Source organism: Methylobacterium tardum, assembly GCF_023546765.1.
GTDB lineage: Bacteria > Pseudomonadota > Alphaproteobacteria > Rhizobiales > Beijerinckiaceae > Methylobacterium > Methylobacterium tardum.
Genome location: NZ_CP097484.1, coordinates 609,699 through 633,836, shown reverse-complemented (window position 1 = coordinate 633,836; position 24,138 = coordinate 609,699). Strand labels below are relative to the sequence as shown.

General features: G+C 69.5%; 25 protein-coding genes and 1 tRNA gene. 13 read left to right on the top strand and 13 right to left on the bottom strand.

Annotated features, from left to right (window positions below; translation table 11 throughout):
• Positions 1–69 precede the first annotated feature (69 nt).
• Positions 70–357 (bottom strand): hypothetical protein, encoded by a 288-nt coding sequence (locus M6G65_RS03075; protein WP_250103556.1) that lies wholly within the window; start codon positions 355–357, stop codon positions 70–72.
• Positions 358–666: 309 nt separating this feature from the next.
• Between M6G65_RS03075 and M6G65_RS03070 the strand changes: the two genes are divergently transcribed.
• On the top strand, positions 667–969 hold the full coding sequence (locus tag M6G65_RS03070; RefSeq protein WP_238198010.1) for a hypothetical protein: 303 nt from the start codon (positions 667–669) through the stop codon (positions 967–969).
• A 277-nt stretch (positions 970–1,246) separates the two neighbouring features.
• On the top strand, positions 1,247–2,503 hold the full coding sequence (locus M6G65_RS03065; RefSeq protein ID WP_250103555.1) for a cytochrome P450: 1,257 nt from the start codon (positions 1,247–1,249) through the stop codon (positions 2,501–2,503).
• Positions 2,504–3,463: 960 nt separating this feature from the next.
• Here M6G65_RS03065 and M6G65_RS03050 read toward each other — a convergent pair.
• Together M6G65_RS03050 and leuC are read right to left on the bottom strand one after the other, a co-directional pair.
• Positions 3,464–3,548: transfer RNA gene (locus M6G65_RS03050), tRNA-Leu, on the bottom strand.
• A 67-nt stretch (positions 3,549–3,615) separates the two neighbouring features.
• The gene (gene leuC / locus M6G65_RS03045) at positions 3,616–5,028 is read right to left on the bottom strand and encodes a 3-isopropylmalate dehydratase large subunit (protein ID WP_250103554.1); all 1,413 of its coding nucleotides are present in this window, start codon (positions 5,026–5,028) and stop codon (positions 3,616–3,618) included.
• 240 nt (positions 5,029–5,268) lie between these two features.
• Here leuC and M6G65_RS03040 point away from each other — a divergent pair, with 240 nt between their 5' ends.
• Entirely contained in the window at positions 5,269–6,240 is a 972-nt protein-coding gene (locus M6G65_RS03040; protein ID WP_250103553.1) for a 2-hydroxyacid dehydrogenase, read from the top strand.
• Complete coding sequence (locus M6G65_RS03035) at positions 6,237–7,103, top strand: AprI/Inh family metalloprotease inhibitor (RefSeq protein WP_238198003.1); 867 nt, start codon at positions 6,237–6,239, stop codon at positions 7,101–7,103. The genes M6G65_RS03040 and M6G65_RS03035 overlap by 4 nt, the downstream gene beginning before the upstream one ends.
• 3 nt (positions 7,104–7,106) lie before the next feature.
• Here M6G65_RS03035 and M6G65_RS03030 read toward each other — a convergent pair whose 3' ends face one another.
• From M6G65_RS03030 to M6G65_RS03015, 4 genes are all read right to left on the bottom strand, one after another.
• A complete protein-coding gene (locus M6G65_RS03030) occupies positions 7,107–7,718 on the bottom strand; it encodes a cytochrome b (protein ID WP_238198001.1) in 612 nt (203 codons plus the stop codon).
• Positions 7,719–7,786: 68 nt separating this feature from the next.
• Complete coding sequence (locus tag M6G65_RS03025) at positions 7,787–8,371, bottom strand: NAD(P)H-dependent oxidoreductase (protein ID WP_250103552.1); 585 nt, start codon at positions 8,369–8,371, stop codon at positions 7,787–7,789.
• A gap of 163 nt (positions 8,372–8,534) precedes the next feature.
• The gene (locus tag M6G65_RS03020; RefSeq protein ID WP_238197996.1) at positions 8,535–9,194 is read right to left on the bottom strand and encodes a class I SAM-dependent methyltransferase; all 660 of its coding nucleotides are present in this window, start codon (positions 9,192–9,194) and stop codon (positions 8,535–8,537) included.
• Between the two features lie 2 nt (positions 9,195–9,196).
• Positions 9,197–10,360, bottom strand: a complete 1,164-nt coding sequence (locus M6G65_RS03015; protein ID WP_238197994.1) for a glycosyltransferase family 4 protein — start codon at positions 10,358–10,360, stop codon at positions 9,197–9,199.
• A 136-nt stretch (positions 10,361–10,496) separates the two neighbouring features.
• Here M6G65_RS03015 and M6G65_RS03010 point away from each other — a divergent pair, with 136 nt between their 5' ends.
• Entirely contained in the window at positions 10,497–11,759 is a 1,263-nt protein-coding gene (locus tag M6G65_RS03010) for a DNA topoisomerase IB (RefSeq protein WP_250103551.1), read from the top strand.
• Positions 11,760–11,799: 40 nt separating this feature from the next.
• On the opposite strand, the gene M6G65_RS03005 is transcribed toward M6G65_RS03010, so the two are convergent.
• Both M6G65_RS03005 and M6G65_RS03000 read right to left on the bottom strand, forming a co-directional pair.
• Positions 11,800–12,489, bottom strand: a complete 690-nt coding sequence (locus M6G65_RS03005) for a LuxR C-terminal-related transcriptional regulator (protein WP_238197990.1) — start codon at positions 12,487–12,489, stop codon at positions 11,800–11,802.
• A gap of 212 nt (positions 12,490–12,701) precedes the next feature.
• On the bottom strand, positions 12,702–13,598 hold the full coding sequence (locus M6G65_RS03000; RefSeq protein WP_250103550.1) for a GGDEF domain-containing protein: 897 nt from the start codon (positions 13,596–13,598) through the stop codon (positions 12,702–12,704).
• A gap of 73 nt (positions 13,599–13,671) precedes the next feature.
• Between M6G65_RS03000 and M6G65_RS02995 the strand changes: the two genes are divergently transcribed.
• A complete protein-coding gene (locus M6G65_RS02995) occupies positions 13,672–14,028 on the top strand; it encodes a hypothetical protein (RefSeq protein ID WP_238197986.1) in 357 nt (118 codons plus the stop codon).
• On the opposite strand, the gene M6G65_RS02990 is transcribed toward M6G65_RS02995, so the two are convergent.
• Together M6G65_RS02990 and M6G65_RS02985 are read right to left on the bottom strand one after the other, a co-directional pair.
• Positions 14,000–14,377 carry a hypothetical protein gene (locus tag M6G65_RS02990; protein ID WP_238197984.1) on the bottom strand — a complete coding sequence of 126 codons (378 nt, stop codon included), beginning with the start codon at positions 14,375–14,377 and terminating at the stop codon, positions 14,000–14,002. The genes M6G65_RS02995 and M6G65_RS02990 overlap by 29 nt on opposite strands.
• A 153-nt stretch (positions 14,378–14,530) precedes the next feature.
• Positions 14,531–14,752, bottom strand: a complete 222-nt coding sequence (locus M6G65_RS02985; protein WP_238197982.1) for a hypothetical protein — start codon at positions 14,750–14,752, stop codon at positions 14,531–14,533.
• A gap of 249 nt (positions 14,753–15,001) precedes the next feature.
• On the opposite strand from M6G65_RS02985, the gene ruvB reads away from it, so the two are divergent.
• From ruvB to ybgC, 3 genes are all read left to right on the top strand, one after another.
• Positions 15,002–16,057: a Holliday junction branch migration DNA helicase RuvB gene (gene ruvB / locus M6G65_RS02980; RefSeq protein WP_250103549.1), complete on the top strand. Its 1,056-nt coding sequence runs from the start codon at positions 15,002–15,004 to the stop codon at positions 16,055–16,057.
• A 369-nt stretch (positions 16,058–16,426) separates the two neighbouring features.
• Positions 16,427–17,149 (top strand): DUF4142 domain-containing protein, encoded by a 723-nt coding sequence (locus M6G65_RS02975; RefSeq protein WP_250103548.1) that lies wholly within the window; start codon positions 16,427–16,429, stop codon positions 17,147–17,149.
• A 94-nt stretch (positions 17,150–17,243) separates the two neighbouring features.
• A complete protein-coding gene (gene ybgC / locus M6G65_RS02970) occupies positions 17,244–17,696 on the top strand; it encodes a tol-pal system-associated acyl-CoA thioesterase (protein WP_238200066.1) in 453 nt (150 codons plus the stop codon).
• 3 nt (positions 17,697–17,699) lie between these two features.
• Here the strand turns inward: ybgC and M6G65_RS02965 are convergent, their stop codons facing one another.
• Complete coding sequence (locus tag M6G65_RS02965) at positions 17,700–18,488, bottom strand: HpcH/HpaI aldolase family protein (protein WP_238200067.1); 789 nt, start codon at positions 18,486–18,488, stop codon at positions 17,700–17,702.
• Between the two features lie 306 nt (positions 18,489–18,794).
• Here M6G65_RS02965 and tolQ point away from each other — a divergent pair, with 306 nt between their 5' ends.
• The 4 genes from tolQ to tolB all read left to right on the top strand — a co-directional run bounded on the left by tolQ (position 18,795) and on the right by tolB (position 22,747).
• Positions 18,795–19,511 carry a protein TolQ gene (gene tolQ / locus M6G65_RS02960; protein ID WP_250103547.1) on the top strand — a complete coding sequence of 239 codons (717 nt, stop codon included), beginning with the start codon at positions 18,795–18,797 and terminating at the stop codon, positions 19,509–19,511.
• Between the two features lie 27 nt (positions 19,512–19,538).
• Positions 19,539–19,982: an ExbD/TolR family protein gene (locus M6G65_RS02955; RefSeq protein WP_238200069.1), complete on the top strand. Its 444-nt coding sequence runs from the start codon at positions 19,539–19,541 to the stop codon at positions 19,980–19,982.
• Between the two features lie 11 nt (positions 19,983–19,993).
• Positions 19,994–21,343, top strand: coding sequence for a cell envelope integrity protein TolA (gene tolA / locus M6G65_RS02950; RefSeq protein WP_238200070.1), 1,350 nt, complete (start codon positions 19,994–19,996; stop codon positions 21,341–21,343).
• Between the two features lie 66 nt (positions 21,344–21,409).
• A complete protein-coding gene (gene tolB, locus M6G65_RS02945) occupies positions 21,410–22,747 on the top strand; it encodes a Tol-Pal system beta propeller repeat protein TolB (protein WP_373323941.1) in 1,338 nt (445 codons plus the stop codon).
• Between the two features lie 144 nt (positions 22,748–22,891).
• Here tolB and M6G65_RS02940 read toward each other — a convergent pair whose 3' ends face one another.
• Positions 22,892–24,124, bottom strand: a complete 1,233-nt coding sequence (locus tag M6G65_RS02940; RefSeq protein WP_238200071.1) for an MFS transporter — start codon at positions 24,122–24,124, stop codon at positions 22,892–22,894.
• Positions 24,125–24,138 lie beyond the last annotated feature (14 nt).

The window sequence follows — 24,138 nt, the reverse complement described above, 5'->3', positions numbered from 1 at the left end:
CGAGGCTCTCGTGCGCGGGAAAAAGCCCGCGCCGGCGGACCGGGCGGGCTGATGCAACGTTGGGCCGGCTCAGCGCTTGCGATGCTGGGAAGCCACAGGCAGCCGCGAGAAGACCTCCTCGCACATCGTGCCGAGGCTGCTTCTCATGAGATTTCTCGCCCAAATCCGGCGGCCGTTGTCCATCAGCTCGATCGCTTTCGGCTCCGGTGTCTCTTTTGCGCAGGCTTTCATGACCCTCATGAAGGGATATTCCATCTTGCGACCGCACGACTTCACCGCTTGAAGGAATATCCCGTAGTTCTCAAAATTTTTACTGCAGTTATCGTCCGAGCGTGCGGCCGAGATAGAGCCACACATGATCAGCATCGCAAGATATGACCGAAGAAGCACTTGTGAAATCCGTGCAAGCGGGATTTACGAGCCGGCGTCCAGACGCAAGATGGCCTGCCAGAGCAGGGTTGTGACGGGCGCTCGCTCGCCCGAGAGACGTTGGTCCCTTCCAAACAGTTCCGAGCGCCTGCAACGAAAAAGCCCTGCCGGCGGTGCCGGTGGGGCTGAAGGAAACCGTGAGCGGAACAGCCGAGTCCGGTAAGCGGCGGGCCAGTCAGCAGGGCGGCGCCCAAGCGGTGCCCTTGTCGGATAGCGGGACTCAGCTATCCTGCCGACATGCGCGCAGCCCTCGCAAGCCTCGCTCTCATCGTCGCTACCGGTGGGGCAAGCGCGCAGCAGCACCTGCCGACTGTTCCGGAGTTGCTGACCGCGGAGCTGAAAGCCTCGCAGGCCTGTCAGGGCTCCGGAGATCCCGCCATCATCCGTGAGCAGTGCCGCCTCCGCGATCGGCTCAGCGGCCGCTTGGCCCAGGCTGGTTACTGCTGGGGGCGTAAAGGGCAGACCGACGAGAAGAAGGAGTGGCACGCCTGCCAGCCGGACTCGATCTATGAGGACGATATCGAGGCCGTGCAGCGCTGACGAGAAAACCCGCCTGGGCGAAACGCGCCGGCGAAACGCCCGCTCGTCCCGGCCCGAATCCCCACACCGACTGCCGCGCAGAGGCCGAGCCGCCGCGTCCCTGAATTCGGACCGCAGCACATCATGGCCCGCACCGGCGGACCGGCCGGGCGAAGGTTGCGTACGATGTTGGAGGCCCGAGCTCCTGATCCGATCGCAACCAGCGTCGGTGGCTGAACGACTACGCCTGTAGCGTGATGCGGTCAGAGAGAAACAGCCATGTAACGCGGTCTGCCCAGTGTCGAGCTTCGTCAACCTGGAGCGGCTCAGCATGGACGACCCTTCCACGCCGGATGCTATGGACATCCGCCTCGACGCGCGTCACCCCGCCTTCCGCGAAGACCCGCACGCCATCCTCGGCGACCTGCGCGCACGCTGCCCGGTTCATCAGGACAGCGTGCTCGATCGCGTCGTGCTCACCCGCGCCGACGACGTCGCGGCCGTCTTGGCTGACCGCACTCTGTCCAGCGACCCCTTCAAGGGACGGCCCACCACCTACGGTCGAGCCGGTTTAACCGACGCCGACCGCCCGGACCTCCCGCTGCCGTTTCTCGACGATCCGGACCACGCCCGGCTGCGCCGGCTCGTCGTCCAGGCTTTCAGCGTCCGCGCCGTCGAGGCACTTCGTCCACGCATTGAAGCGATTGCCGCGACTCTGCTCGACCGCATCGACCCCACACGCCCCTTCGATCTCATCGCCGACTATGCCGTGCCGCTGCCGACCCTCGTCATCGCCATCATGCTCGGTATCGGCGATGCCGAGATCGAGCAGTTCAAGGCGTGGTCGGACGCCGTCTTGATCGGGTACGCGCCGGGGCGGACCGAGGCGGAGGTGCGCGATCGAAACGCCGCAAACGATGGGCTGAATGATTGCATCCGGCGTGCGATCGTCGAGCGTCGGCGTGAGCCCCGCGATGATCTCATCGGCGCCCTGACGGCGGCCGAGGCGCAGGGCGAGCGGCTGAGCGATATCGAGATCCTCAACACCTGCCGCACGCTGCTCGTCGCCGGCAACGTCACGACCACCGATCTGATCGGCAACGGCAGCGTCGCGCTACTGCGGCATCCCGAACAAGCCGCGCGGCTGCGCGCCGACCCCGGGCTGTGGCCGGCTGCGATCGAGGAGATGCTGCGCTACGACCCGCCTGTTGTGAGTTGGAACCGGCAGTGCATCGATGACCGCCTGATCGACGGTTGTCCGGTCGAAGCGGGCCAGACGGTGACGGCCATGCTGTTGGCGGCCAACCATGACCCGGCCCTGCACGCCGCGCCACACGACTTCGACATCGGGCGGGACCGCCAGAAGCACCACAGCTTTGGCGGTGGCGCGCATTTCTGCCTGGGAGCTTCGCTAGCACGCCTGGAAGCCCAGGTCGCGCTCTCGGCGCTGTTCGACGGTTTTAAGCAGTTGCGGCTGGCACCGGGGCACGACCTGCACCGTAAGGCAATACCCCGATTCGGCGGCTACGAGACCGTGTGGCTGACAGCGGTGTGAAACTGAGAAAAGCCCCGCGCGGCGGTGCCGGCGGGGCTTCGGAAGGCAATCTGGTCTATAAGGACACGACGCCCAGTGTTCGGCCGATGCCCTAGCGGCTGTTGCCGCTGCCAGCGCTGCCGCCCGGCACCGCCCGTGAGGGCTGGCTCGCGTTGCCGCCAGCAGCCGAGTTCGTCGTTGCGGTTTCAGCCCCAGTCGCGCCGCGGGAGATGACCACGTCGCGATCGTTGCCGGTCGTGTTGGGCTGAGACTGGATTACAGCTCCGCCTGATTGCGGGGAGGCGCCGGGGGCCGCAGGTTGGGCAAAGGCCATTCCTGGAGCCAACAAGACGAGCGAAGCAATAAGAGCGGTGGATGTGACGCGCATTGAGCATCCTTTCAGTTGCAGCTCCTTAGGTAACTCAGCGCCAGATCGAAGTTTCCGGATGACTATAATGTATGCTTCGATACACGTGATGGGCGCCATGTTTTTTCGCACGGCCCAACAGCAACTATAATCCCCACAGAGGCCATTCGATCGGCTGATAGGCGCGATCACCCTATGTAGCCTCTCTGCATCGGGATCGGATCCCTGAACCGACCGCGTTCAGGCGGACAGTCGTACACGAAAAAACCGCCTCGGCCGGAGCCGGGCGGTTCGCGGTGGTCTCGCTGGCAAAAACGAGATCTGGTCTGGGCAGGTGACGTTCGGGAAGGTCTGCCGCGCGGCGGGTTGCCCGGCTCGGCGCACGAGCTGGGCAAGGCCGGCACGCGCCGGGCGGCCGAGGACGGGGCGACGGAGGCGAAGCTCAACGCGCTGTTCGGCTGGTCTGACGGTCGCCGCGAGAGTGCAACCTATACGCGGAGCGCGAACCGGGCCGGCCCGCGAGGCGCGGAGAAATACCGCACCGGTTCCCAGGATCCCGCATCCCCGGAAAAGATAAAGCCCGCCAACAACTTGGCGGGCTCACATCCGTTAATTGGTGCCCAGGAAAGGACTCGAACCTTCACCTCTCGCGAGACTGGTACCTGAAACCAGCGCGTCTACCAATTCCGCCACCTGGGCTTGCCGTCGGCCATCGGCCGGCGACGGCTCCGTTTAGGCAACGGAGCCGTCGCCGTCAATCGCGATTTCAGCCCTGCGGCCACTCTCGAATGTCGGCGAAGTGCCCGGTCACCGCCGCGGCGGCCGCCATCGCCGGAGACACGAGGTGCGTCCGCCCGCGCGGACCCTGCCGGCCCTCGAAGTTGCGGTTCGATGTCGAGGCGCAGCGCTCGCCCGGGCGCAGCTTGTCCGGGTTCATGCCGAGGCACATCGAGCAGCCCGGCTCGCGCCAGTCGAAGCCCGCCGCCTTCAGGATCTTATCGAGGCCCTCGGCCTCGGCCTGCGCCTTCACCAGGCCGGAACCCGGCACGATCATCGCCGAGACGCCCTCGTGGACCTTGCGGTCGCCGACCACCCGCGCGACCTCGCGCAGATCCTCGATCCGGCCGTTCGTGCAGGAGCCGATGAAGATCCGGTCCAGAGCGATGTCGGTGATTCGGGTGCCCGGCGTCAGGCCCATATAGGCCAGCGCCTTCTCCTTCGATTGTCGCTTGTTCTCGTCGGCGATCTCGGCCGGATCCGGCACGCGGCCCTGCACCGAGATCACGTCCTCGGGGCTGGTGCCCCAGCTGACGATCGGCGGCAGGTTGGCGGCGTCGAGGCGCACCTCGCGGTCGAAGAAGGCGCCCTCGTCCGTGACGAGGCTCTCCCAGTAGCGGCGCGCCGCGTCGAAGGCGGCGCCCTTGGGGGCCTTCGGCCGGTCCTTCACGTACGCGAAGGTCGTCGCGTCGGGGGCCACCATGCCGGCGCGGGCGCCGCCCTCGATCGACATGTTGCAGATCGTCATCCGGCCCTCCATCGAGAGCGCGCGGATCGCGTCGCCGGCATACTCGATCACGTGGCCGGTGCCGCCGGCGGTGCCGATCTCGCCGATGATCGCCAGGATGATGTCCTTCGCGGTCACGCCCGCCGGCAGCGTGCCGTCGACGGTGACGCGCATGTTCCGCGCCTTGCGCTGCACCAGCGTCTGGGTGGCGAGCACGTGCTCGACCTCCGAGGTGCCGATGCCGTGTGCCAGCGCCCCGAAGGCACCGTGCGTCGAGGTGTGGGAATCGCCGCACACGATCGTCTGTCCGGGCAGCGTGAAGCCCTGCTCGGGTCCGATGATGTGGACAATGCCCTGGCGCCGGTCGAGGGCATCGTAGAATTCGATGCCGAAGTCGCGCACGTTCTCGGCCAGCGCCTCGAGCTGGGTGCGGCTCTCGGGGTCGTCGATGCCCTTCGTGCGGTCGGAGGTCTGGACGTTATGGTCCACCACCGCGAGCGTCTTTTCCGGGTGGCGCACCTTGCGGCCGGCCGTGCGCAGCCCCTCGAACGCCTGCGGGCTCGTCACTTCGTGAACGAGGTGACGGTCGATGTAGAGGAGGCTGGAGCCGTCCGGCTGGACATCGGCGACGTGGTCGTCCCAAATCTTGTCGTAGAGAGTGCGCGGGCTGGTCATCGGTTTTCGTCTTCGGAGATGGGGCGGTGCAGAGCTCTCGCGATGATGCGTCATCCTTAGTAGGCATCGCGCGCGGATTTCGAAAGAGGCCAGCCCTGCCCCGGTCGGATGGCCGCCCGGCGTCGGCGCGCGGATGTCACCGTCAAGGGGCTGTCCCGCTGGCGCCGCACCCCGCGCAGGTCCTATGCGGGAACGGGGGAACCGGCCGCCTCGCTGAGCGGCCGAACACGGGAGTGAGCGATGCCTGATGCGCCGGCCGAGATCCTGTTGCTGCGGAAGATGCACCCGCTGGTGGAGGCGGCTTTCGAGGGGCGGCATACGGTGCACCGGCTCGCGGGCGCCGCGGATCCGGAGGCGGTGCTCGCCGAGATCGGCCCGCGAATCCGCGCGCTCTGCGTCGGCGGGCAGGTCGGCGTGGACGCGGCGCTGATGGACCGGCTCCCGAACCTGGAACTCATCGCCAATTTCGGTGTCGGCTACGATGCCGTGGACGCGGTCGAAGCCCACCGGCGCGGCGTCACCGTCACCAACACGCCGGATGTGCTCACCGACGAGGTTGCCGATCTCGCGGTCGGGCTCGTGCTCGCGACCCTGCGGCGGATCCCCCAGGCGGATCGCTACCTGCGTGCCGGCCACTGGCCCAAGGCGCCCTTCCCGCTCACGGCCTCCCTGCGCGGGCGGCGCATCGGCATCCTCGGTCTCGGTCGGATCGGGCGGGCGATCGCTCGACGCCTCGAGAGCTTCGGCGTGGAGATCGACTACCACGGCCGCAGCCGGCAGGCGGACGTGCCCTTCACCTATCACGACAGCCTGCTCGGCCTCGCCCGCGCCGTCCATATCCTGATCGTAGTGGCGCCCGGGGGCGCCGACACGCGCAACCTCGTGGACGCGGCCGTGCTGGAAGCGCTCGGCCCCGAAGGCATCCTGATCAACGTTGCCCGGGGCACGCTGGTCGGCGAGGCGGCGCTGACCGCCGCGCTGAAAGCGGGCACGATCCTGGGTGCCGGTCTCGACGTGTTCGAGAACGAGCCGCACGTGCCGGAGGACCTCGCCGCCCTCGACAACACGGTGCTGCTGCCGCATGTCGGCTCCGCCTCGGAGCATACCCGTGCCGCGATGGCGCAACTCGTCGTCGATAACGTCATCTCGTGGTTCGAGGGGCGCGGCCCGCTGACGCCCGTCGCAGAGACGCCCTGGAGACCGAAGACGTGAGATCGGCACAGGCCGCCCTGCTGGCCAGCTTGGTCCTGATCCCCTGGCCGGCGGCGGCGCAGGATGCGCCCGACCCGGCCCCTGGATCCGCTGCCCCGGCCACCGACATGCTCGCGGCCCCGCCCGTCGCGGCCTCCGCCCCGCCGAGCCTGCCCGAGAAGCTCGGCGAGGTTCCCGGGACCTGGGACCTGTCCCGCGACGGCACCAATCGCCGCTGCGTGATGACATTGCTGCTCGACAGCGGCGAGGCCGGGCGGAAGGTGAACTTCCCGGCGGGGTGCCGACGCGCCCTGCCGGTGATCGCCGGCGTCGCCGGATGGCTGTTCGTCGATGGCGCCGTGCGCCTCGTCGACCGCAACGTCCGGCCGATCCTCGACTTCGCCAAGCGGCCGGACCAGCGCAGCCTCGTCGCACGGGCGGAGAGCGGCGAGCATTACAGCCTGGTCCCGCTGGACATCGTGGCGATGCGGCCCGCCGAGGCGGCGGGCGGAGCGGGCACCCCGGCCGAGCTGGCGCCGAAGCCGTCCACGCTGCAGGCCGCGATACCGGTTCCGGCCGCGTTGCAGCCGGCCGCGGTCGCCGCGCCGGGGCCGGAGCCAGGGATCTACGCCCTGGACCGCTTCCAGGAGCGCGATACCTGCCGGATCACCATCGACGGCGCCGGTGGCGGCGTGAAGATCGTCCCCGGCTGCCACGATGGCGGGCTGGAGGTGTTCGACCCGGTGCGCTGGCGCTACGCCAACGGCCGCATGACGCTGACCGCCAAGCGCGGCCACAGCATCGACCTCGTGCCGAGCGGCGACGGGCGCTGGCGGCGCGACCCGGAGGTCGGCACCACCTTCGTCCTGCGCCGCGTCGACTGACGCTTAGCGTGCGGCGCCGCGGCCGTCCTGAACCGGGAGCATCCGCTCCAGAAGGCCGTCGCGGCGGATGACGAGGTGCCAGACGGTACCGGCGACGTGCAGCACCACCAGGGCATACACGAACCACTGCCCGGCGACATGGATCGACTCGGCCACCTTCTGGGCCGCGTCGTCCTTCGGCAGGCCCGGCACCGTGAACAGCCAGAAATACGGCGTGTCGCGGCCGGACAGCGCGCTCAGCAGGTAGCCGCTGACCGGCATGATCAGGAAGATCGCGTAGAGCAGCCAGTGGTTGATGCGGCCGATCAGCGTCAGGAGGCGCGGCGCCTGCGGGTCCGGCGGCGCCGGCCGGATCATGCGCCAGACGATCCGCAGGACCACGATCGCCAGGATCGTCAGGCCGACCGATTTGTGCAGGACGAAGGCGCTGCCCTTGGCCGGCGACGGAGGCAGGCTGATCGCCACCCAGGCCAGCGGCAGGATGGCGAGCACCAGGGCTGCGGTCAGCCAGTGCAGCGCCTGCGCGACGGGATTGTAGCGCGGCAGCCCGGAGGCCGTGACGTAGGTGGCGGGGAGCGGCGCCGCCTTGCCGGCCGCGATCGGAGAAGCTGACATGATCCCTCGCGCGTGAGCGTGGTCCGGTTCTGCATCTAGGGCCGGCGGCGAGGCGGAGGAGTATCGCGTCAGCGGGACGCGTCGGCCTCCGCGGTCCGCGCGACGGCGAGCAGGGCGGCAAGCTCCGCCGCCGCGGCGTTCAGCCGGGCCGCGACCCCCTGATCCACGATGCGGCCGTCCAGAATGTCGTCGGACCCCGCGTAGACCGACGTCGGCGCGATGTGGGCCGCGAAGAAGCCGAACAGCGGCCGCAGCCCGTGCTCGACCACGAGGGCATGGCGCAGACCGCCGCCCGTGGCGGTGAGCGCCACGGGCATGCCGGCCATCCGGACCGGATCGGCGAAGTCGAACACGTGCTTGAACAGGCCCGCATAGCCACCCTGGTACACCGGCGTCCCAACGATCAGTGCATCCGCCCCCTCGATCGCCTCGATCATCTGTGCCGCCGGCGCGGACAGATCGTCGCGCTGCGTCGCCCCGAGGCTGGGCCCGGCATCGAGCAGGTCGTAGACCGTCAAATCGATCCGGCGCAGGCGGCCGAGTTCGGTCCCGAGCGCCTCGACCAAGACGCGGGTGCGCGAGGGCCGCTTGGCGCTCCCCGAGAAGGCAACGACGCGGGCAACGCTGGGCTTGACGCTCGACTCGATACTCACCGGGAACCTTTCCGCCGCAGGACGCCCCGATGCGGGACTGCGCACACATCCGGCGCGTGCAACGGACGCGCCTCGGGCCTCATGACGGTAGCGCATTACCCCTCCGGATGAACACTCGGCGCATCCGCGCGCCGCCGCCATTTCGTTGCAGAACGACGAAGCCTCACGGCCGCAGCCTCCAGACGTGGCTGCGCTTGATCTCGGAATCTTCCAGGGATCGCGAGACGGGCACCGCGTAGGTCACCAGGCATTCGAGCCGGTCCCGCGGCAGGTACGTCCGGCCCGGATCGCCGATCAGAACCGTGGTGCCCTTCGCCTGGAGGCCGGTGAGCCATCCCGTCACGGCTTCGGCGAGGTCGCGCTCGTAGAAGACGTCGGCCGCCAGGACGAGATCGACCCCGGGATCCGTCTCGAGGAGATTGCCGGACACGGCCGCGATGCGGTCTGCGACGGCGTTGGCGGCGGCGTTCAGATGGATCGCCGCCACGGCGAACGGGTCCAGGTCGCTGGCGATGACATGCCGCGCACCGGCACGCGCCGCGGCGATCGCCACCAGGCCGGAACCCGAGGCGAAATCCACCACCCGCGCGCCCGCTACGACATCGGGGTGATCGAGGACATAGCGGGCGAGGGCCTGTCCGCCCGCCCAGGCGAAGGCCCAGAACGGCGGCGGCAGGCCGATCGTCTGCAACTCCTCCTCGGTCCGTTGCCACAAGGCGGTCGCCTCGTCGGCCACGTGGAGCCGGATCTCGGGGGCGTGGGGCACGGGCAGCAGGCGGGTGTTGGCGCGGATGAATCGGGTCGGATCGTCGGGCGCGTGCATGATCAGGCGTCCAGCAGGTCGCGCCAGACGGCGCGGACGCTGTCGGTCACCGCGGCCTCGGTGAAGCCGCCGGTCTCGATCCGCGACCGCGCCGCCGCGCCCAGGTCGGCGACAAGGCGGGCGTCGCCGCTCAGCCGTACGAGGACACGCGCCAGGGCGGGCGCGTCGTCCGGCGGGACGAGCAAACCCTCGACACCGTCGCGCACGAGGCTGCGGCAGCCCGGGACGTCCGACGCGACCAGGGCCCGGCCGCAGGAGGCGGCCTCCAGTAACGTCCGCGGCAGGCCCTCGCCGCCCCGGGAGGGCAGGCACGCGACGTGGTGATGGGCCCAGACCGAGGCGACATCGGCCGTCGGTCCGTGCCACGCGACGCCGTCGCGGCTCCAATCCCGCAGCGTCGCCTCGGCGATCGCGCGCCGGTTCGACGGATCCGGCGCGCCGAAGAGGTCGAGCTCGACCGGCGCGCCCTGCGCGCGGGCGAGGCGGACCGCCTCCACGGCCACGTCCACGCCCTTCGACCACAGCATGCGGGCCACGACGGCCACCCGCAACGGCGGCATCGCCGGCAGCGGATGGGGCACGAAGTCCGCCGGATCGACTCCGGCGCCGCCGATCACCGTGACCGATTGGTCCAGCGGATCGAGGCCGAGGGCGCGGGCATCGTCCGGGTTCTCGAACAGGAAGCGGGTGCGCGTCGAGGCCAGCGGGCCGCGGATCAGCGCCCGCAAGCCGAGCCGGGCCGCCCGCCCGATCCGGTCCTGCCGGGCACCCATGAGGCCGAGCCCGGTCAGCGCATAGACCCGGGCTGGGATGCCCGCCATGGCGGCGGCCGTGCCGCCGACCAAAATGCCGCGCAGGGCGATGCAGTGGACGATGTCGGCCCGGAGCGCCTTCAGGATCGCGGCGAGCTGACCGGCCGCGTAGCCGGCGGCCATGGGGTTGAGGCTCGCCCGTTCCGCCTCCAGGGGCACCACCTGCGCGCCGGTCGCCTCGATGGCGGCGCGGTGCGCCCGGACCCGGGTGACGACCGCCACCGCCAGGCCCATGGCCACGGCGGCCCGCGCCATCGGCAGGAAGTGCGAGGCGAAGAACCAGTCCTCGGTCACGACGAAGACGAGGCGCCGCATCGGGGCCGGCAGGTTTTCTGAGGCGGATTCAGAGGCCATGGCGATCCTCTAACACGCCCCCGCGGCGCATCCTGCGGCGGATGCGCAGGCCCGGAACGGCCGGCCCACGCAGCCGGTTGACCAAGGCCTTCTCGCGGGGCGTGCAGCCCGGCGGCGTAATCGGGAGGGGCAGGCGATGGCGGATGTCGGGACGGTCGAGAGCGGCGGAGACCTGCGCGCGGCGGCGGAGGAGGCCGGGCTGGTCTATGTCGGCGATAGCCGGCCGGGCCTGACACGCAAGCGCAGCGGCACCGGCTTCCGCTACCTCGACGCGAAGGGCGCACCGGTTCGGGACCAGAAAATTCTGGCCCGCATCCGGTCCCTCGCGGTGCCGCCGGCCTATACGGATGTCTGGATCTGCCCACGCAGCAACGGCCACATCCAGGCGACCGGCCGGGACGCCAAGGGCCGGAAGCAGTACCGCTACCATCCGGATTTCCGGCAGGCGCGGGAGGCCAACAAGTTCTCGCGCATCATGGCCTTCGCGAACGCCCTGCCCGACATCCGTCGGCGGGTCGATGCCGACATGAAGCGGCCGGGCCTCTCGCGCGAGAAGGTGCTGGCCACGGTGGTCCACCTCCTCGAGACGACGCTGATCCGCGTCGGCAACGACGACTACGCGCGCACCAACAAGAGCTACGGGCTCACCACCTTGCGCGATCCCCATGTCCGGATCGAGGGTGCGGCCCTGTCGTTCCGATTCAAGGGCAAGAGCGGCAAGACCTGGGACGTCTCGCTCAAGGACCGGCGCGTCGCCCGGATCGTGAAGGCCTGCCAGGACCTCCCCGGTCAGGAGCTGTTCCAGTATCTCGACGCGGACGGCACCCAGCGCGACGTGACCTCGTCGGACGTCAACGCGTATCTGCGCGAGATCACCGGCGAGGACTTCACCGCCAAGGATTTCCGGACCTGGGCCGGCACGGTCCTGGCCGCCCTGGCCCTGCGCGAGTTCGAGAGCTTCGACAGCGAGGCTGGCGCCAAGCGCAATCTTCGGGCTGCAATCGAGAGCGTCGCCAGCCGCCTCGGCAACACGCCGACGATCTGCCGCAAATGCTATATCCATCCTCAGGTTCTCGATTGCTACCTGGAGGGCGGCCTGCTCCTTCAGGTGAAGGACGCGGTCGAGTCGGAGTTGAGTGAGGATCTATCGAGCCTTCGACCCGAGGAGGCCGCAGTCCTCGGGCTGCTCCAGTCGCGGCTGGCCGCGGCCGAGGACGACGTCCGCGCGGGGCAACTGGTCAAGCCCGCGGCGACGCAGGGCCCGAACGCGAAGACAGGGCGCGGCAAGCCCGCCGCCAAAGCGGCAGCGAAGAGATCGGGTGCCGCCCGCACTCCATCGGCCGCGAAGGAGAAGCCGCGATCGCGCGCTCAGGGAAGACAGCAGGCCGGCGCCGCCTGACGCTGTCCTGCACCCCCGACGAGCCCGCTCGCTGTCCCGGTCAGTGCCGGAACGAATTGTCGTTGCTCGACGCGGGCCCGCTGGTCGTGCCGCGCCGGGCCTGCTCGCCGCTGTCCACCACCGGCGCGAGGCCGAGCTGACGCGCGAGAGAGACCAAGTCCTTCAGCCGCCCGGTCTGGGTCTTGCGGCGCAGGTTGAGGCGGTGGGTCTCAACCGTCCGGACGCTGAGGGCGAGCCGCCGTGCGACCTCCTTGTTGCTGAAGCCCGAGCTGAGGAAACGCAGTACCTCGGCCTCACGCGGTGTCAGCCCGAGGCTGTCGCCGGGACCGGTCGGCATGGGCAAGGGCTGCTCCGGCGGCACCAGACACTCGGAGCCCTCCGCGAGCGCGAGCAGCGCGGCACCGAGGTCCCGCGGCGACTTCGAGCGGGCGACAAAGGCATCGGCGCCCGCAGCCAGGAGGGCGCGCAGGTCGTCGGCGGTGAGGGCGCCGAACGCCACCAGCGTGCGCAGGTTCGGCTGGCGCTCCTTCAGACCGACGAGGCGTGCGATCCCATCGGCCAGCCGGATCTCATCCAGGAAGATCAGCGCGACCGCGCTCCCGGCACCGGCCTGTTCCAGGTCTGCCTCGCCGATCGTGTGAAATTCCGGCATGTGCTCCAGAGTGGCGCGAACAGTCGCGCTCAGGTCCTGCGGCTCATCCAGGATCAGGACGCCAACGGCCGTACTCATGACCTCGCACCTTTCTCTCCCGACATGGTACAGGTGGCCGGGATCGAAGGCCAAGTTCCAAGAACCGTTCCAGTCAGAACGGGCGAATATTAAGCTTTATATTGGCAGAATCGATGCACGTTCGCCGCACCTGGGCGAATTCCTGCCCCGATCTGGGGCAGGTGCCGGGATGTGCTGATCCGGCTGTGCCGATCTGGGACAGTCGGGCTGTTTCAACTGGCGACCGCCACGCCGTCATGACCCTGATACGGGACCACCTGATTGCGGCCGCCGCTCTTGGCCGCATAAAGCGCGACGTCGGCACGCTTGATCAGGGCCTCGACGCTGTCGCCGTCGACCCAGCTGCTGACACCGAAGCTGCAGGTCAGCCGGATCGGGCCCTTGCTGCCCAGGATGTGGAGCGCCTGAACGCCCACACGCAGGCTTTCGGCGCGCGCGAGAGCCAGGGAGAGACCGCATCCCGGCAGGATGACGGCGAATTCCTCGCCGCCGAGTCGGCCGGCGATGCCGGCCCCGGAGATCAGATCGGCCACGGCCTTGATGGCGACGTCGCCGACATCGTGCCCGTGCTCGTCGTTGATCCGCTTGAAGTGATCGATATCGAGCAGAATGGCCGAAACGCCGCCGGAACGCCGGCTCTGCTCGGCAGCTTTCCGCGCGCGGTTGAAGAAGGCACGCCGGTTGTAGGAACCGGTCAGCGGATCCGTCTCCGCCAGACGGATCAGTTCCTCCTGCATCGTGATCAGGCGCTCGGCCGCCCGGAGCCGCGCGTTCAGCTCCTCGGCGCTGGGCGGCTTCTCGATGAAATCGTCGGCGCCACTGTCGAGCGCCTCGGCCAGGCTGCGGACGTTGCGCGCCGACGACATGGTGATGACGTGCAGGGGGCCGCGCCCCTCGGCGAGCAGGCGCGCCGACCAGCAGAGCTCGAGCCCGCAGAGCGGCCGAACCTCAAGGCTTGTTATCAGGACCCGGACCGCCGGCGTCGCGGCGAGGAAGTCCAAGGCCTGCGCGGAATCCGTGAAGGCGTGCACGTCGTGACCCCGCGGCTCGATCAGCGAGGCGATGATCTGGAGCACGACGCGGCTCGAGTCGACGATGACGATCTGCATGGCGTGACCCGGGATTGATATCCGCGGTGTAAGCCGGAAGACTTAACCCGACCCAAACGGTCTGGATTTCAGGATGAGCGCGGCCATAACCACTCCCGACCAGCGCTATATCGTTGTCCGTGATCGACTTTGGCGGCGGACAGATCCCAATTTGTCTCCGGAAGAGCGGCAGGCGCTGATCGTACGGCTGATGGCAGCACGCCGGGCCGTGAAGGCGGCCAAGCAGGCCGAGCGCGACAACGATGCCGGCGCGGCGGAGGCGTTGACCGCCGCCCGCGCCGAGGTTGACGCCGCCAAGGTCGCGCTTGGCGAGCGCGGGCCGGTCTGGTGGCAGGACGGTGCGCCGGATCTCAACCGGCGCATGGTCCGCACCACCCCCTATGCGGAGTGGTACGCCGCGCTCAGCGCCGGGGAACCTGAACCGAGATGATCTGAGGGCCGGAGGGCCGACCGCCAGCAGTCTCGCGCCCGCGATGACGCGCGGTCGAGTCGCCGACATTGATGACCGTCAGGGTCGGCTGCGCGGCCGGAGGCGCCGCGATGCCCGTCACCGTCGGAATCCCATATGTGCCGTAGCTCCACGGCGCGGGAACGATCTGGGTCGGGCGCGGCACGCGCGTCAGGGGGGCGCCGATGTAGGTCCCGCGCACGAAGTTGCCGGCGAAGCCGTCCTCGCCGGCGTAGGCCGGACCATAGGCATCGACACCGCGGAAGCCCTGGGCCGAAGCCGGCGCGGCGAGGAACAGGGCGAGAAGTGCGAGGGTCGTCCGGGGCGCCATGGCGTCGGCTCCGATGCGCGTCGGCGCGACCGGGTCGCGCGGATGCTGGGGCGGGCTGCTGGGGAACGAACCGGACCACCGGCCGTTCCGGCGCTCCAGCCGTGGAGAGTGCGTAACGCTCACTCCACACCCTTCGGATTGCCGCGGCCGATCTCAGCGGCAGGTGGTGATCCGCCGGACGACCCAGCCCTCGCCCTCGATCCAGAGGCGGCGGCGTGCCCGGCTGCAGATCGCGTCATCGTCCCGCTCCACCACGGCAGCGGGATGTACCTGGGCGCCGGCTTCGGCGACTTTCGTCTCGGCCGGGGCTGTCGCGGCCTGAGCGGTGAGGTTGGCCAGGAGGAGAACGGCGCCGGACGCGCCGGCTACGGACATACGGATCATCATGGCGGGAAGAGCGCTCTGCGGCCGTGCTTGGGGGATCGTTCCTTGAATGCACGGGCGCCCAAATCGGTTTCATCGTCCGCGACAGTTGGTGCGCCGCGGCACGTCCGCCCGAGCACCGCTTAGATTTCCGTGCGTTCGCGGGTAAGGAGGAACAAAACCGGATACGACGGCTGCCGGAAGCCCCTGCACCGCGCCATGAACGGGTGCGGCAAGGTCCGGTCCAACACGCAAGGGTTCATGAGCAAGCCGAAGCCCCCGACCAACGCCCTCCTGACGCCGGAGAAGCGCACCGAGGACGTCGATCAGACGATCCGCCCGCTGAGCCTGTCCGAGTTCATCGGCCAGCGGGCGGCGCGGGCGAACATGCAGATCTTCATCGAGGCGGCGAAGAAGACCGGTCAGGCGCTCGACCACGTGCTGTTCGTCGGCCCGCCGGGCCTGGGCAAGACCACGCTGGCCCAGATCGTGGCGCGCGAGCTCGGGGTGAACTTCCGCTCGACGTCGGGTCCGGTGATCGCCAAGGCCGGGGATCTCGCCGCGCAGCTGACCAACCTCGACGAGCGCGACGTGCTGTTCATCGACGAGATCCACCGGCTCAACCCGGCGGTCGAGGAGATCCTCTACCCGGCCATGGAGGATTACCAGCTCGACCTGATCATCGGCGAGGGCCCGGCGGCGCGCTCGGTCAAGATCGAGCTGCCCAAGTTCACGCTGGTCGGCGCCACGACGCGGGCGGGCCTGCTGACGACGCCGCTGCGCGACCGGTTCGGGATCCCGATCCGGCTGGAGTTCTACGAGATCGGCGAGCTGGAGCAGATCGTGGCGCGCGGCGCGCGGGTCTTGGGCTTAGGGATGTCGGCGGAGGGCGCCAACGAGATCGCCCGGCGGGCGCGGGGCACGCCGCGGATCGCGGGGCGGCTGCTGCGGCGGGTGCGGGACTTTGCGGTGGTGGCGGAGGCCGAGACGGTGACGCGGGCGATCGCCGACCGGGCCTTGCAGCTGCTCGACGTGGACGGGGCGGGTCTCGACGTGATGGACCGCAAGTACCTGAGCCTGATCGCGCGCTCGTTCGGGGGCGGGCCCGTGGGCATCGAGACGATCGGGGCGGCGTTGTCGGAGCCGCGCGACGCGATCGAGGACATCATCGAGCCCTACCTGATCCAGCGCGGCTTCGTGCAGCGCACCCCGCGCGGCCGCATCCTCACCAAGCACGCCTACCGCCATCTCGGCCTCGCCGTGCCGAAACGTGACCCGGCCGGGCAACTCGGGCTGCTCGAAGACAACGAAGATTGACGTGCGAGAAACGCCGAACCCATGCGCCGAGATCAGTCCTGCATTTCGCGAGTTTCATGATGCGAAAGCCGGGTTTCACTGCGCTCTTCTGCGAGCTTTTCGCCGCGCGTCGGCTGTAACTATCTGTAACGGCGGCTGTTTCCGACATGGATCTGAGATAATATTGCCAAGCTTGTGGCGGTCTTCAGGCAAGATCCGTCGGCGGAAAACCGCGATGTTTCATGGAACAGCATGAAAATGCGCCAGTTGTGGAGGCGACCGCGCCACGTTCGTTTGGCGCAGGTGAGGCTGCCGTCATCGAGGCCCTGCCCCTCGGCTCTCGGCTGGTCTTCGCATTCCCAAGAACAACGTCAGGGATAAACTTCCGCCATGAAGAAGATGACGCTCGCCGTTCTCGGCCTCTCGGCCGTGTTCTCTGCGCCGGCCTTCGCGCAGGATGCTCTGCCGATCCGCGTGTCTCCGTTCGCCAACCAGGACGGTGTCGGCGCCGCCGCGACCGAGACCCCGGCCTTCCGCGCCGAGGCTTTGCGCTCGGACGCCGCCAGCATCGAGGCGAGCCGCATCGCTCTGCAGCGGTCGCGCAACCCGCACGTCCGCAACTACGCCAACCGCGTCCTGGTCGAGCGCAAGGCCACCACCGACGCGCTGCTGCCGCCGAACACCTCCCTGTCGCGCAACGGCTCGGTGGTCTCGGATAACCAGGGCATCCGGACCGATCTGAGCAACCCGGTCGGGCTCGTGCTCGCCCCGGTGACGATCGCGGCCAATATCGGCACCGGCATCGTCGGGGGCGCCCTGGGTGCGGTCGGCATCGCCGACAACAGCCCGGCTGAGCCGGGTCGCCGTGTGGCCCTCGGCGAGCGTGGTCAGGCGCGCCTTGCGCAGCTCCAGTCCGCCCCGCGGGGCCGCGCGTTCGACCGGACCTACATCGACCAGCAGGCTCGGTCCGATGCCCGGACGCTGGCGCTGTACGATTCCTACGCGAAGTCGGGTGACAACGCGCAGGGCCGTCGCTTCGCCACCGAAGCCCTGCCCTACATTGCCGACGAGCACGCCCACTCGGCGAGCCTCGCGGCCCGCATCGGCGGCTGATCGGCGCGCCTTTCCGGTGACGTGAACGCGAGGGCTGCCTTCGGGCGGCCCTCGTCGTGTTGCGCCTGCGCCCGGTGCGCCGCTAAGGGATCGCATGATTGCAGCAGAGCCCGCGAACGACGATCCGGCCCACTCAGGAGGCTCGCCGCATCGGCTCCCGGTGCGCGTCTATTACGAGGACACCGATTTCTCGGGCTTCGTCTATCACGCGAGCTATCTCAGGTTCCTCGAGCGGGGGCGCACGGAACTGCTCCGCGACCTCGCCGGTGACCAGTCGAAACTCCACCGCGAGGCGCGCGGCCTCGTCTTCGTGGTGCGTCGGATGAGCCTCGATTTCATCCGTCCGGCCCGGATGGACGACCTGCTGACGATCCTCACCCGCACGCGCGTCCTGCGCGGTGCCTCGATGCAGCTGGCCCAGGAGGTTCGGCGCGGCGGCGAACTTCTGGTCGCGGCGGAGGTCACGGTCGCCTGCGTGCGCGACGGCCGTGCGGTCCGCCTGCCGGACGGCCTGCGGCAGCGCTTTGCGTCCGCTCCGGCCGATTAGCCGTCAGCCGGCCCGTGACGGATCGGCCTCGCGCAGCACCCGGGCGAAGGCGTTGACGATCGTCATCGCATCGTACTCGACCGAGACGAGCTGGTAGCCCATTCCGACCATCTCCCGCGCCCGCGTCGGCGACGGCGCGAAGGCGCACGGGATCTTCCCCGCCGCACGCGTCTTGCGCGCGATCTCGGCGAGGGCGGCGCTGACCGCGGCGCCGAGGGGATCGAAGGCCGTGCCCTTTGAGAGCGCGATCGACAGGTCGGCGGGACCGACCAGCACGCCGTCGATGCCCGGCACGGCCAGGATCGCCTGGAGATCCGCGATCGCCCCCTCGGTCTCGCACATGGCGATCGTCAGGGCGCGCCCATTGGCCTCCGCGAGATATGCGGAGCTGTCCCGGAGACCCGACAACCACATGGCGCGGTCCGGGCCCCAGCTCCGCTGGCCGACCGGTGTGAACTTCGCGGCCGCGGCCAGCGCCTCTGCGTCGGCCACCGTGTTGATCATCGGGGCGACGATCCCGGCGGCGCCCGCGTCGAGCATGCGGGAGACCATGGCGAAGTCGCCCACCGGGACGCGCACCAGGGTCGATTTTCCGGCGAGGGCGACCTCGGTGATCGCGGCGCAGCAGGATCGGTAATCGTAGCTCCCGTGCTGCTGGTCCAGGAGCACGGCGTCGAAGCCGGCCCGCGCCAGGGCACCGGCCACCAGCGGATCCGCGATCATGGACCAGCCCAGGAACCGCGCCGGTCCGGTGGGCAGCAATTCGGGCAGACTGGGAACGGGGAGGGTCATGCGGTCCTGCGTGTTTCAGGGCTCGCGACTCGGCGCCGCTGGCCGGGACCTTAGCGGACGCGGTTTCGACGGGTCCAGCCCGCTGCCCCGGTTCGAACAGCGGGACGCCTCAGGATCGCCGGGATCGAAACCGATCCTTAACCCTGTCGCGCCCTTAACGGAGGCGGTGCGGCGGCGGGACGCCGAGGGCGGAGTCGGCCCTTACTTTCGACAGATTCGCGGGCGACAGCGTTGAAATCGCTCACGTATCCGGCGGACGCGGGCCTCGCCCGGCGCATCGCGATCCGGAGCAGGAGACCTCGACGGATGAACCCAGCCGACGCGATGCAGGCCGCGCCTGTCGCCGACATGACGCTGCTCGGTCTGTTCCTGCAGGCCCACTTCGTCGTGAAGATCGTGATGGTCGGGCTGCTCAGCGCCTCGATTTGGTGCTGGTCGATCATCGCCGACAAGACCCTGCTGTTCCGCCGGACCAAGGCCGAGATGGACGCGTTCGAGGACGCGTTCTGGTCCGGCCGCTCCCTGGAGGAGCTGTTCCGCTCGTTCAACGACCGGCCGGCCACGGGGCTCGCCGCGGTGTTCGTGGCCGCGATGCGCGAGTGGAAGCGCTCGTTCGAAGGCTCGGGCCGTCAGATCCAGTCCCTGTCACAGCGCATCGAGAAGCAGCTCGACGTCACCATTCACCGCGAGGTCGAGCGGCTGGAATCGCGCCTGCTGTTCCTCGCGTCGATCGGCTCGGCCGGTCCGTATATCGGCCTGTTCGGCACGGTCTGGGGCATCATGACCGCGTTCACGTCGATCGCCGCCTCGAAGAATACCTCGCTGGCGGTCGTCGCTCCCGGCATCGCCGAGGCTCTGTTCGCCACCGCCATCGGCCTGTTCGCGGCGATCCCGGCGGTGCTCGCCTACAACAAGCTCCAGGCCGAGGTCTCGAAGGCCCAGTCGCGGCTGGAGAGCTTCGCCGACGAGTTCTCCGCCATCCTCTCCCGCCAGATCGACGAGCGGCTGCCGCTCGCCGCCTGAACCGGCTGATCCAGAGGAGACCGATCCATGGGCATGGCAGCGGGTGCGTCTCAGGGCGGAAAGCGCCGGCGGCGGGGCCGCCGCGGCGGCCCGATCAACGAGATCAACATGACGCCGTTCATCGACGTCGTGCTGGTGCTCCTGATCATTTTCATGGTCGCGGCGCCGATGATGACCGTCGGCGTGCCCCTCGACCTGCCGCAATCGAAGGCGTCGCCGCTCAATTCCGACGTGAAGCCGATCACCCTGTCGATCCGCCAGACCGGGCAGGTCTTCCTCGGCGAGGACGAGCTCACCGACGACACGATCGTGCCGAAGCTCATGGAGACCGCCAAGACCGGGACCGAGGAGCGCGTGTTCGTGCGCGGCGACAAGCGGGTCGATTACGGCCGCGTGGCGCAGGTGATGGCGATCGTGACCGGCGGCGGCTTCAAGAAGGTCGCTCTCGTGACCGAGCCTGAGCATCAGTAGGGCCCAACGCCGTGGAGTTCCGCTTCGATCGCAAGGAACCGGGTGTCTGGATCTCCGCCGGCACCCATGTCGCGCTCCTGGCGCTGGCGCTGTTCAGCGTCGCCGCCCCGGCCCTGCCGGAGGCCCAGGAGGGCGTGCCCGTCGAGGTGATCACCGAGAACCAGTTCTCCGAGATTACCAAGGGCGAGCGGCAGGCCGACAAGCCGATGCCGAACGCCACCTCGCGCGCCGACCGCAAGGCGGAGAAATTCGAGGACCGCGAGCCCGAGAATTCCAAGACCGACGCGCCGACCGCGCCGACCCGCACGGCCGAGATGAAGCTCGCCAACGCGGAGGAGATGCCGCTGCGCGCCGAGCCGGATCCGCAGGAGGTGGCGCAGGCCGCCAAGGCGGCTCAGGAGAAGCGCGACGCCGAGAAGGCTGCGGAAAAGGCTGCCGAGAAAGCCGCCAAGGCTGCGGCCGAGAAGGCGGCCGCCGAAAAGGCTGCGGCCGCCAAGGCGGAGGCGAAAGCGAAGGCCGAGGCTGTCGCCAAGGCCGAGGCTGAGAAGCGCGAGCAGCTGGAGAAGCTGATCGAGAAGCAGGAAGCCGAAGCCGAACTGGCCGCTCAGAAGGCTGCGGCCGCCAAGGCGAAGGCCGAGGCCGCCGCCAAGGCCGAGGCGGCCAAGGAAGCTGCCAAGAAGGCGGCCGACGCCAAGGCGAAGGCCGAGGCGGAAGCCGAGCGCCAGAAGGAGATCGCAGAGGCGAAGGCCGAAGCCGAGCGCGAGAAGGCGGAAGCCGCCGCGAAGGCCAAGGCGGAGGCCGCCAAGGCCGAAGCGGCTGCGAAGGCCGAAGCCGCCGCGAAGGCGAAGGCCAAGGCGATGGCGGACGCGAAGGCCAAGGCCGACGCGGAGGCCAAGGCGCGCAAGCAGGCCGAGCTCGCCAACAAGTTCAACGCGGGCGACATCCGCTCGATGCTCGCCTCGAAGGCGCCGTCGCAATCGACTGGCGCCACCGGGCAGGCGGTGCAGAAGGTGGCGGCCTTGGGCGCGGCGACCGGCAATGCCCAGCGCCTGTCGCCGTCACTGCGCGACGCCCTGGTCGGCCTGCTCCAGCAGCAGATCGAGCGCTGCTACTCGGCGCCCCCCGGCGCGGCTCAAGGCGTGGTCCTGCCGGTGCTCGACATCCGCCTGAACCCGAACGGCTCGCTCAGCACCGAGCCGCGGATCATGCGCGGCGGGGCGAGCGCGGTGGACCAGTCGATCGCGCAGGCCGCGCTCCGGGCGGTTCGCCGCTGTGCGCCGTACAACATTCCGGCCACCTATGCGCCGTACTACAATGACTGGAAGGCCATCAACGCGGAGTTCGAGTTCACGGCGACCTGAGGTCTTCCAGCCGATGTCCCGCCGTCCCCGCGTCCCCGTCTGATCGTCACTCGGATCCGACCCACCATGCTGAACACTCCCTCCGTCGGGCGCCGCCCGACGTCCTATGCTGCGCGCCTGATCGCGCTCCTCGTGATGCTGACGGGCTTCCTGGCGGGGCCGGCGCAGGCGCAGCTGCAACTGCGCATCGGCGGCGGCAACTTCCAGCCGATGCCGATCGCCATCGCGGATTTCGGCGGCGATCCGAGCCTCGGCGGGCTCGTCTCCGGCGTGGTCACCAACGACCTCCGCCGCTCCGGCTACTTCACGCCTCTCGACCATGCCCGCTTCCCGGAGCAGCCGAACTTCGACGCGGCGCCCAATTTCGAGAAGTGGCGCGCCACTGGCATCCAGGGGCTCGTCACCGGCCGCGTCGTCCGCGACGGCGGCCGGGTCAAGGTCGAGTTCCGGCTCTGGGACGTCACCTCCGGCCAGCAGATGACCGGCCAGCAATACGGCACCGACTCCGCCAACGCCCGGCGCGCCGGCCACCTGATCTCCGACGCGGTCTACACCAAGATCACCGGTCTCGGCCCGTGGTTCGACAGCCGCATCGCCTTCGTCGACGAGACCGGCCCGAAGGAGAACCGCCGCAAGCGCCTGATGGTCATGGATCAGGACGGCGCCAACGTCCGGGCCATCACCAGCGGCGAGATGTCGATCGTGGCGCCGCGCTACTCGCCGGCCACGCAGGACATCGCCTTCATGGCCCAGGCCACCGGCCACCAGCCGCGGGTCCAGGTGATCAACTTGGAGACCGGCTCACGGCAGGCGCTGGGCAATGTCGATTCGATGAGCGCGAGCCCGCGCTTCTCGCCGGACGGGCGCAAGATCGTCATGAGCGTGCAGCAGGGCGGCAACGCCGACATCGTGACGATGGACATCGCCTCGAAGGCCCAGCACTCCATCACCAGCGGTATGGCGATCGATACCTCGCCGACCTACTCGCCGGATGGTGCGCAGATCGCCTTCGAGTCCGATCGCGGCGGCTCGCAGCAGGTCTACGTCATGGGCGCGGACGGCTCGAACCCGCACCGGATCACCTTCGGCGCCGGCTCGGCTTCGCAGCCGGCCTGGTCGCCGCGCGGCGACCTGATCGCCTACACGCGCCAGCGCAACGGCGGCTTCGCCATCTGCGTGTCGAAGCCCGACGGCTCCGGCGAGCGCGTCCTCACCGAAGGCTTCCACAACGAGGGTCCGACCTTCGCGCCGAACGGCCAGTACGTGCTGTTCTTCCGCGATCCCGGCGGCCAGGGCGGCGGCAAGCTGTTCATGGTCGACATCACCGGGAAGGTGGAGCAGCCGGTGCCGACGCCCGCCTACGCTTCCGACCCGACTTGGTCGCCCCTCCTGGCCGGCCGCTGAGCGGCGGGCGCTTCAGACGGTCGTCACGCGCAGAGGCGATGTGATCTTAGGCGGCGCGCGGTCGGAACCTGCGGCGCCGCCTAAATAGCTTCGCCGCGCTCGCAAGGACGGCGTCGGATCTTCCCGGCCGCGCGACCGGTTCCGTCACCCCTGCACCATCAGGCGGTCGCGCGCCTTCAGGGCCGGGAACAGCCGCCCCCAGAGCAGCGCCACGCCGATCGTCGCGGCGCCTCCGATCACCACAGCAGGAACTGCCCCGACGGCCGCGGCCAAAAGTCCGGACTCGAACTCGCCGAGTTCGTTCGAAGCCCCGATGAAGACCGTGTTCACTGCCGAGACCCGGCCGCGCATCGCGTCCGGCGTCTCGCCCTGCACGAAAGTCTGGCGCACGTAGACCGAGATCATGTCGGCCGCGCCTGTGACGAACAGGCAGACCATCGACAGCGGCAGCGAGGTCGAGAGGCCGAACACCACGATCGCCGCGCCGAACACCGCCGCGGCCCGGAGCATCCGCACCCCCGCGTGGCGGCGCAGCGGGTAGTTCGCCAGCAGCACGGCCATGGCGACCGCCCCGAAGGCCGGCATGCTCCGCAGCGCGCCGAGGCCGAGGGGGCCGACATGCAGCACCTCTCCGGCATAGATCGGCAGGAGCGCCGTGGCGCCACCGAGGAGGACGGTGAACAGGTCGAGGCTGATCGCGCCGAGCACCACCGGCTGCGAGCGGATGTAGTCGATGCCGGCCGAGAGCGCCGCCCAGGTGATCGGCGGCCGCTCGCTCATCGCAGCCGGCCGAAAGCGGATCAGCAGCGTCAGCAGGCTTGCCAGGGCGAAGCTGCCCCCTGCCCCGCCGAACACCACGGCGGGCCCGAGGGCGTAGAGGAAGCCGCCTAGAGCCGGTCCCATCACGGACGCGCTCTGCCACAAGGAGGCATTCCACGCGATCGCCGAGCTGAATTGCGGTCCCGGGACCAGGGTCGGCAGCAGCGCCTGGAGGGCCGGGTTCGCGAAGGCCCGGGCGGTGCCGACGAGGATCACCAGGGCGTAGATCGGCCAGACCGACTGATACCCGGCCAGGGCGTAGGCGAGGAGGCCGAGGCTCGCCCCACTCTGGAGCGCGAAGGCTGCGGCTCCAACGAGGCGCCGGTCGTAGGCGTCCGCCACGTGGCCGGTGATCAGCGCGCAGAGCACCGCCGGCAGGAAGCCCGCCAGGCCGACGAAGCCGAGCGCCAGGGCGGAGTGGGTCAGGTCGTAGACGAACCAGCCGATCGCCACCGCCTGCATCTGATAGGCGAGGCCCGTGAGGAAGCGGGCGGCGCCGAACAGGCGGAAGTCGCCGATGCCGAAGACGGCCCAGCCGGAGCGATCATGTGCGGACATGTCCCCTGCTGCGC

Coding starts and splice junctions, on each gene's coding strand:
- M6G65_RS03075 (WP_250103556.1), bottom strand. CDS start 357: ATGTGTGGCTCTATCTCGGCCGCACGCTCGGACGATAACTGCAGTAAA.
- M6G65_RS03070 (WP_238198010.1), top strand. CDS start 667: ATGCGCGCAGCCCTCGCAAGCCTCGCTCTCATCGTCGCTACCGGTGGG.
- leuC (WP_250103554.1), bottom strand. CDS start 5,028: ATGACCAGCCCGCGCACTCTCTACGACAAGATTTGGGACGACCACGTC.
- M6G65_RS03040 (WP_250103553.1), top strand. CDS start 5,269: ATGCCTGATGCGCCGGCCGAGATCCTGTTGCTGCGGAAGATGCACCCG.
- M6G65_RS03030 (WP_238198001.1), bottom strand. CDS start 7,718: ATGTCAGCTTCTCCGATCGCGGCCGGCAAGGCGGCGCCGCTCCCCGCC.
- M6G65_RS03020 (WP_238197996.1), bottom strand. CDS start 9,194: ATGCACGCGCCCGACGATCCGACCCGATTCATCCGCGCCAACACCCGC.
- M6G65_RS03015 (WP_238197994.1), bottom strand. CDS start 10,360: ATGGCCTCTGAATCCGCCTCAGAAAACCTGCCGGCCCCGATGCGGCGC.
- M6G65_RS03010 (WP_250103551.1), top strand. CDS start 10,497: ATGGCGGATGTCGGGACGGTCGAGAGCGGCGGAGACCTGCGCGCGGCG.
- M6G65_RS03005 (WP_238197990.1), bottom strand. CDS start 12,489: ATGAGTACGGCCGTTGGCGTCCTGATCCTGGATGAGCCGCAGGACCTG.
- M6G65_RS03000 (WP_250103550.1), bottom strand. CDS start 13,598: ATGCAGATCGTCATCGTCGACTCGAGCCGCGTCGTGCTCCAGATCATC.
- M6G65_RS02995 (WP_238197986.1), top strand. CDS start 13,672: ATGAGCGCGGCCATAACCACTCCCGACCAGCGCTATATCGTTGTCCGT.
- M6G65_RS02990 (WP_238197984.1), bottom strand. CDS start 14,377: ATGGCGCCCCGGACGACCCTCGCACTTCTCGCCCTGTTCCTCGCCGCG.
- M6G65_RS02985 (WP_238197982.1), bottom strand. CDS start 14,752: ATGTCCGTAGCCGGCGCGTCCGGCGCCGTTCTCCTCCTGGCCAACCTC.
- ruvB (WP_250103549.1), top strand. CDS start 15,002: ATGAGCAAGCCGAAGCCCCCGACCAACGCCCTCCTGACGCCGGAGAAG.
- M6G65_RS02975 (WP_250103548.1), top strand. CDS start 16,427: ATGAAGAAGATGACGCTCGCCGTTCTCGGCCTCTCGGCCGTGTTCTCT.
- ybgC (WP_238200066.1), top strand. CDS start 17,244: ATGATTGCAGCAGAGCCCGCGAACGACGATCCGGCCCACTCAGGAGGC.
- M6G65_RS02965 (WP_238200067.1), bottom strand. CDS start 18,488: ATGACCCTCCCCGTTCCCAGTCTGCCCGAATTGCTGCCCACCGGACCG.
- tolQ (WP_250103547.1), top strand. CDS start 18,795: ATGAACCCAGCCGACGCGATGCAGGCCGCGCCTGTCGCCGACATGACG.
- M6G65_RS02955 (WP_238200069.1), top strand. CDS start 19,539: ATGGGCATGGCAGCGGGTGCGTCTCAGGGCGGAAAGCGCCGGCGGCGG.
- tolB (WP_373323941.1), top strand. CDS start 21,410: ATGCTGAACACTCCCTCCGTCGGGCGCCGCCCGACGTCCTATGCTGCG.
- M6G65_RS02940 (WP_238200071.1), bottom strand. CDS start 24,124: ATGTCCGCACATGATCGCTCCGGCTGGGCCGTCTTCGGCATCGGCGAC.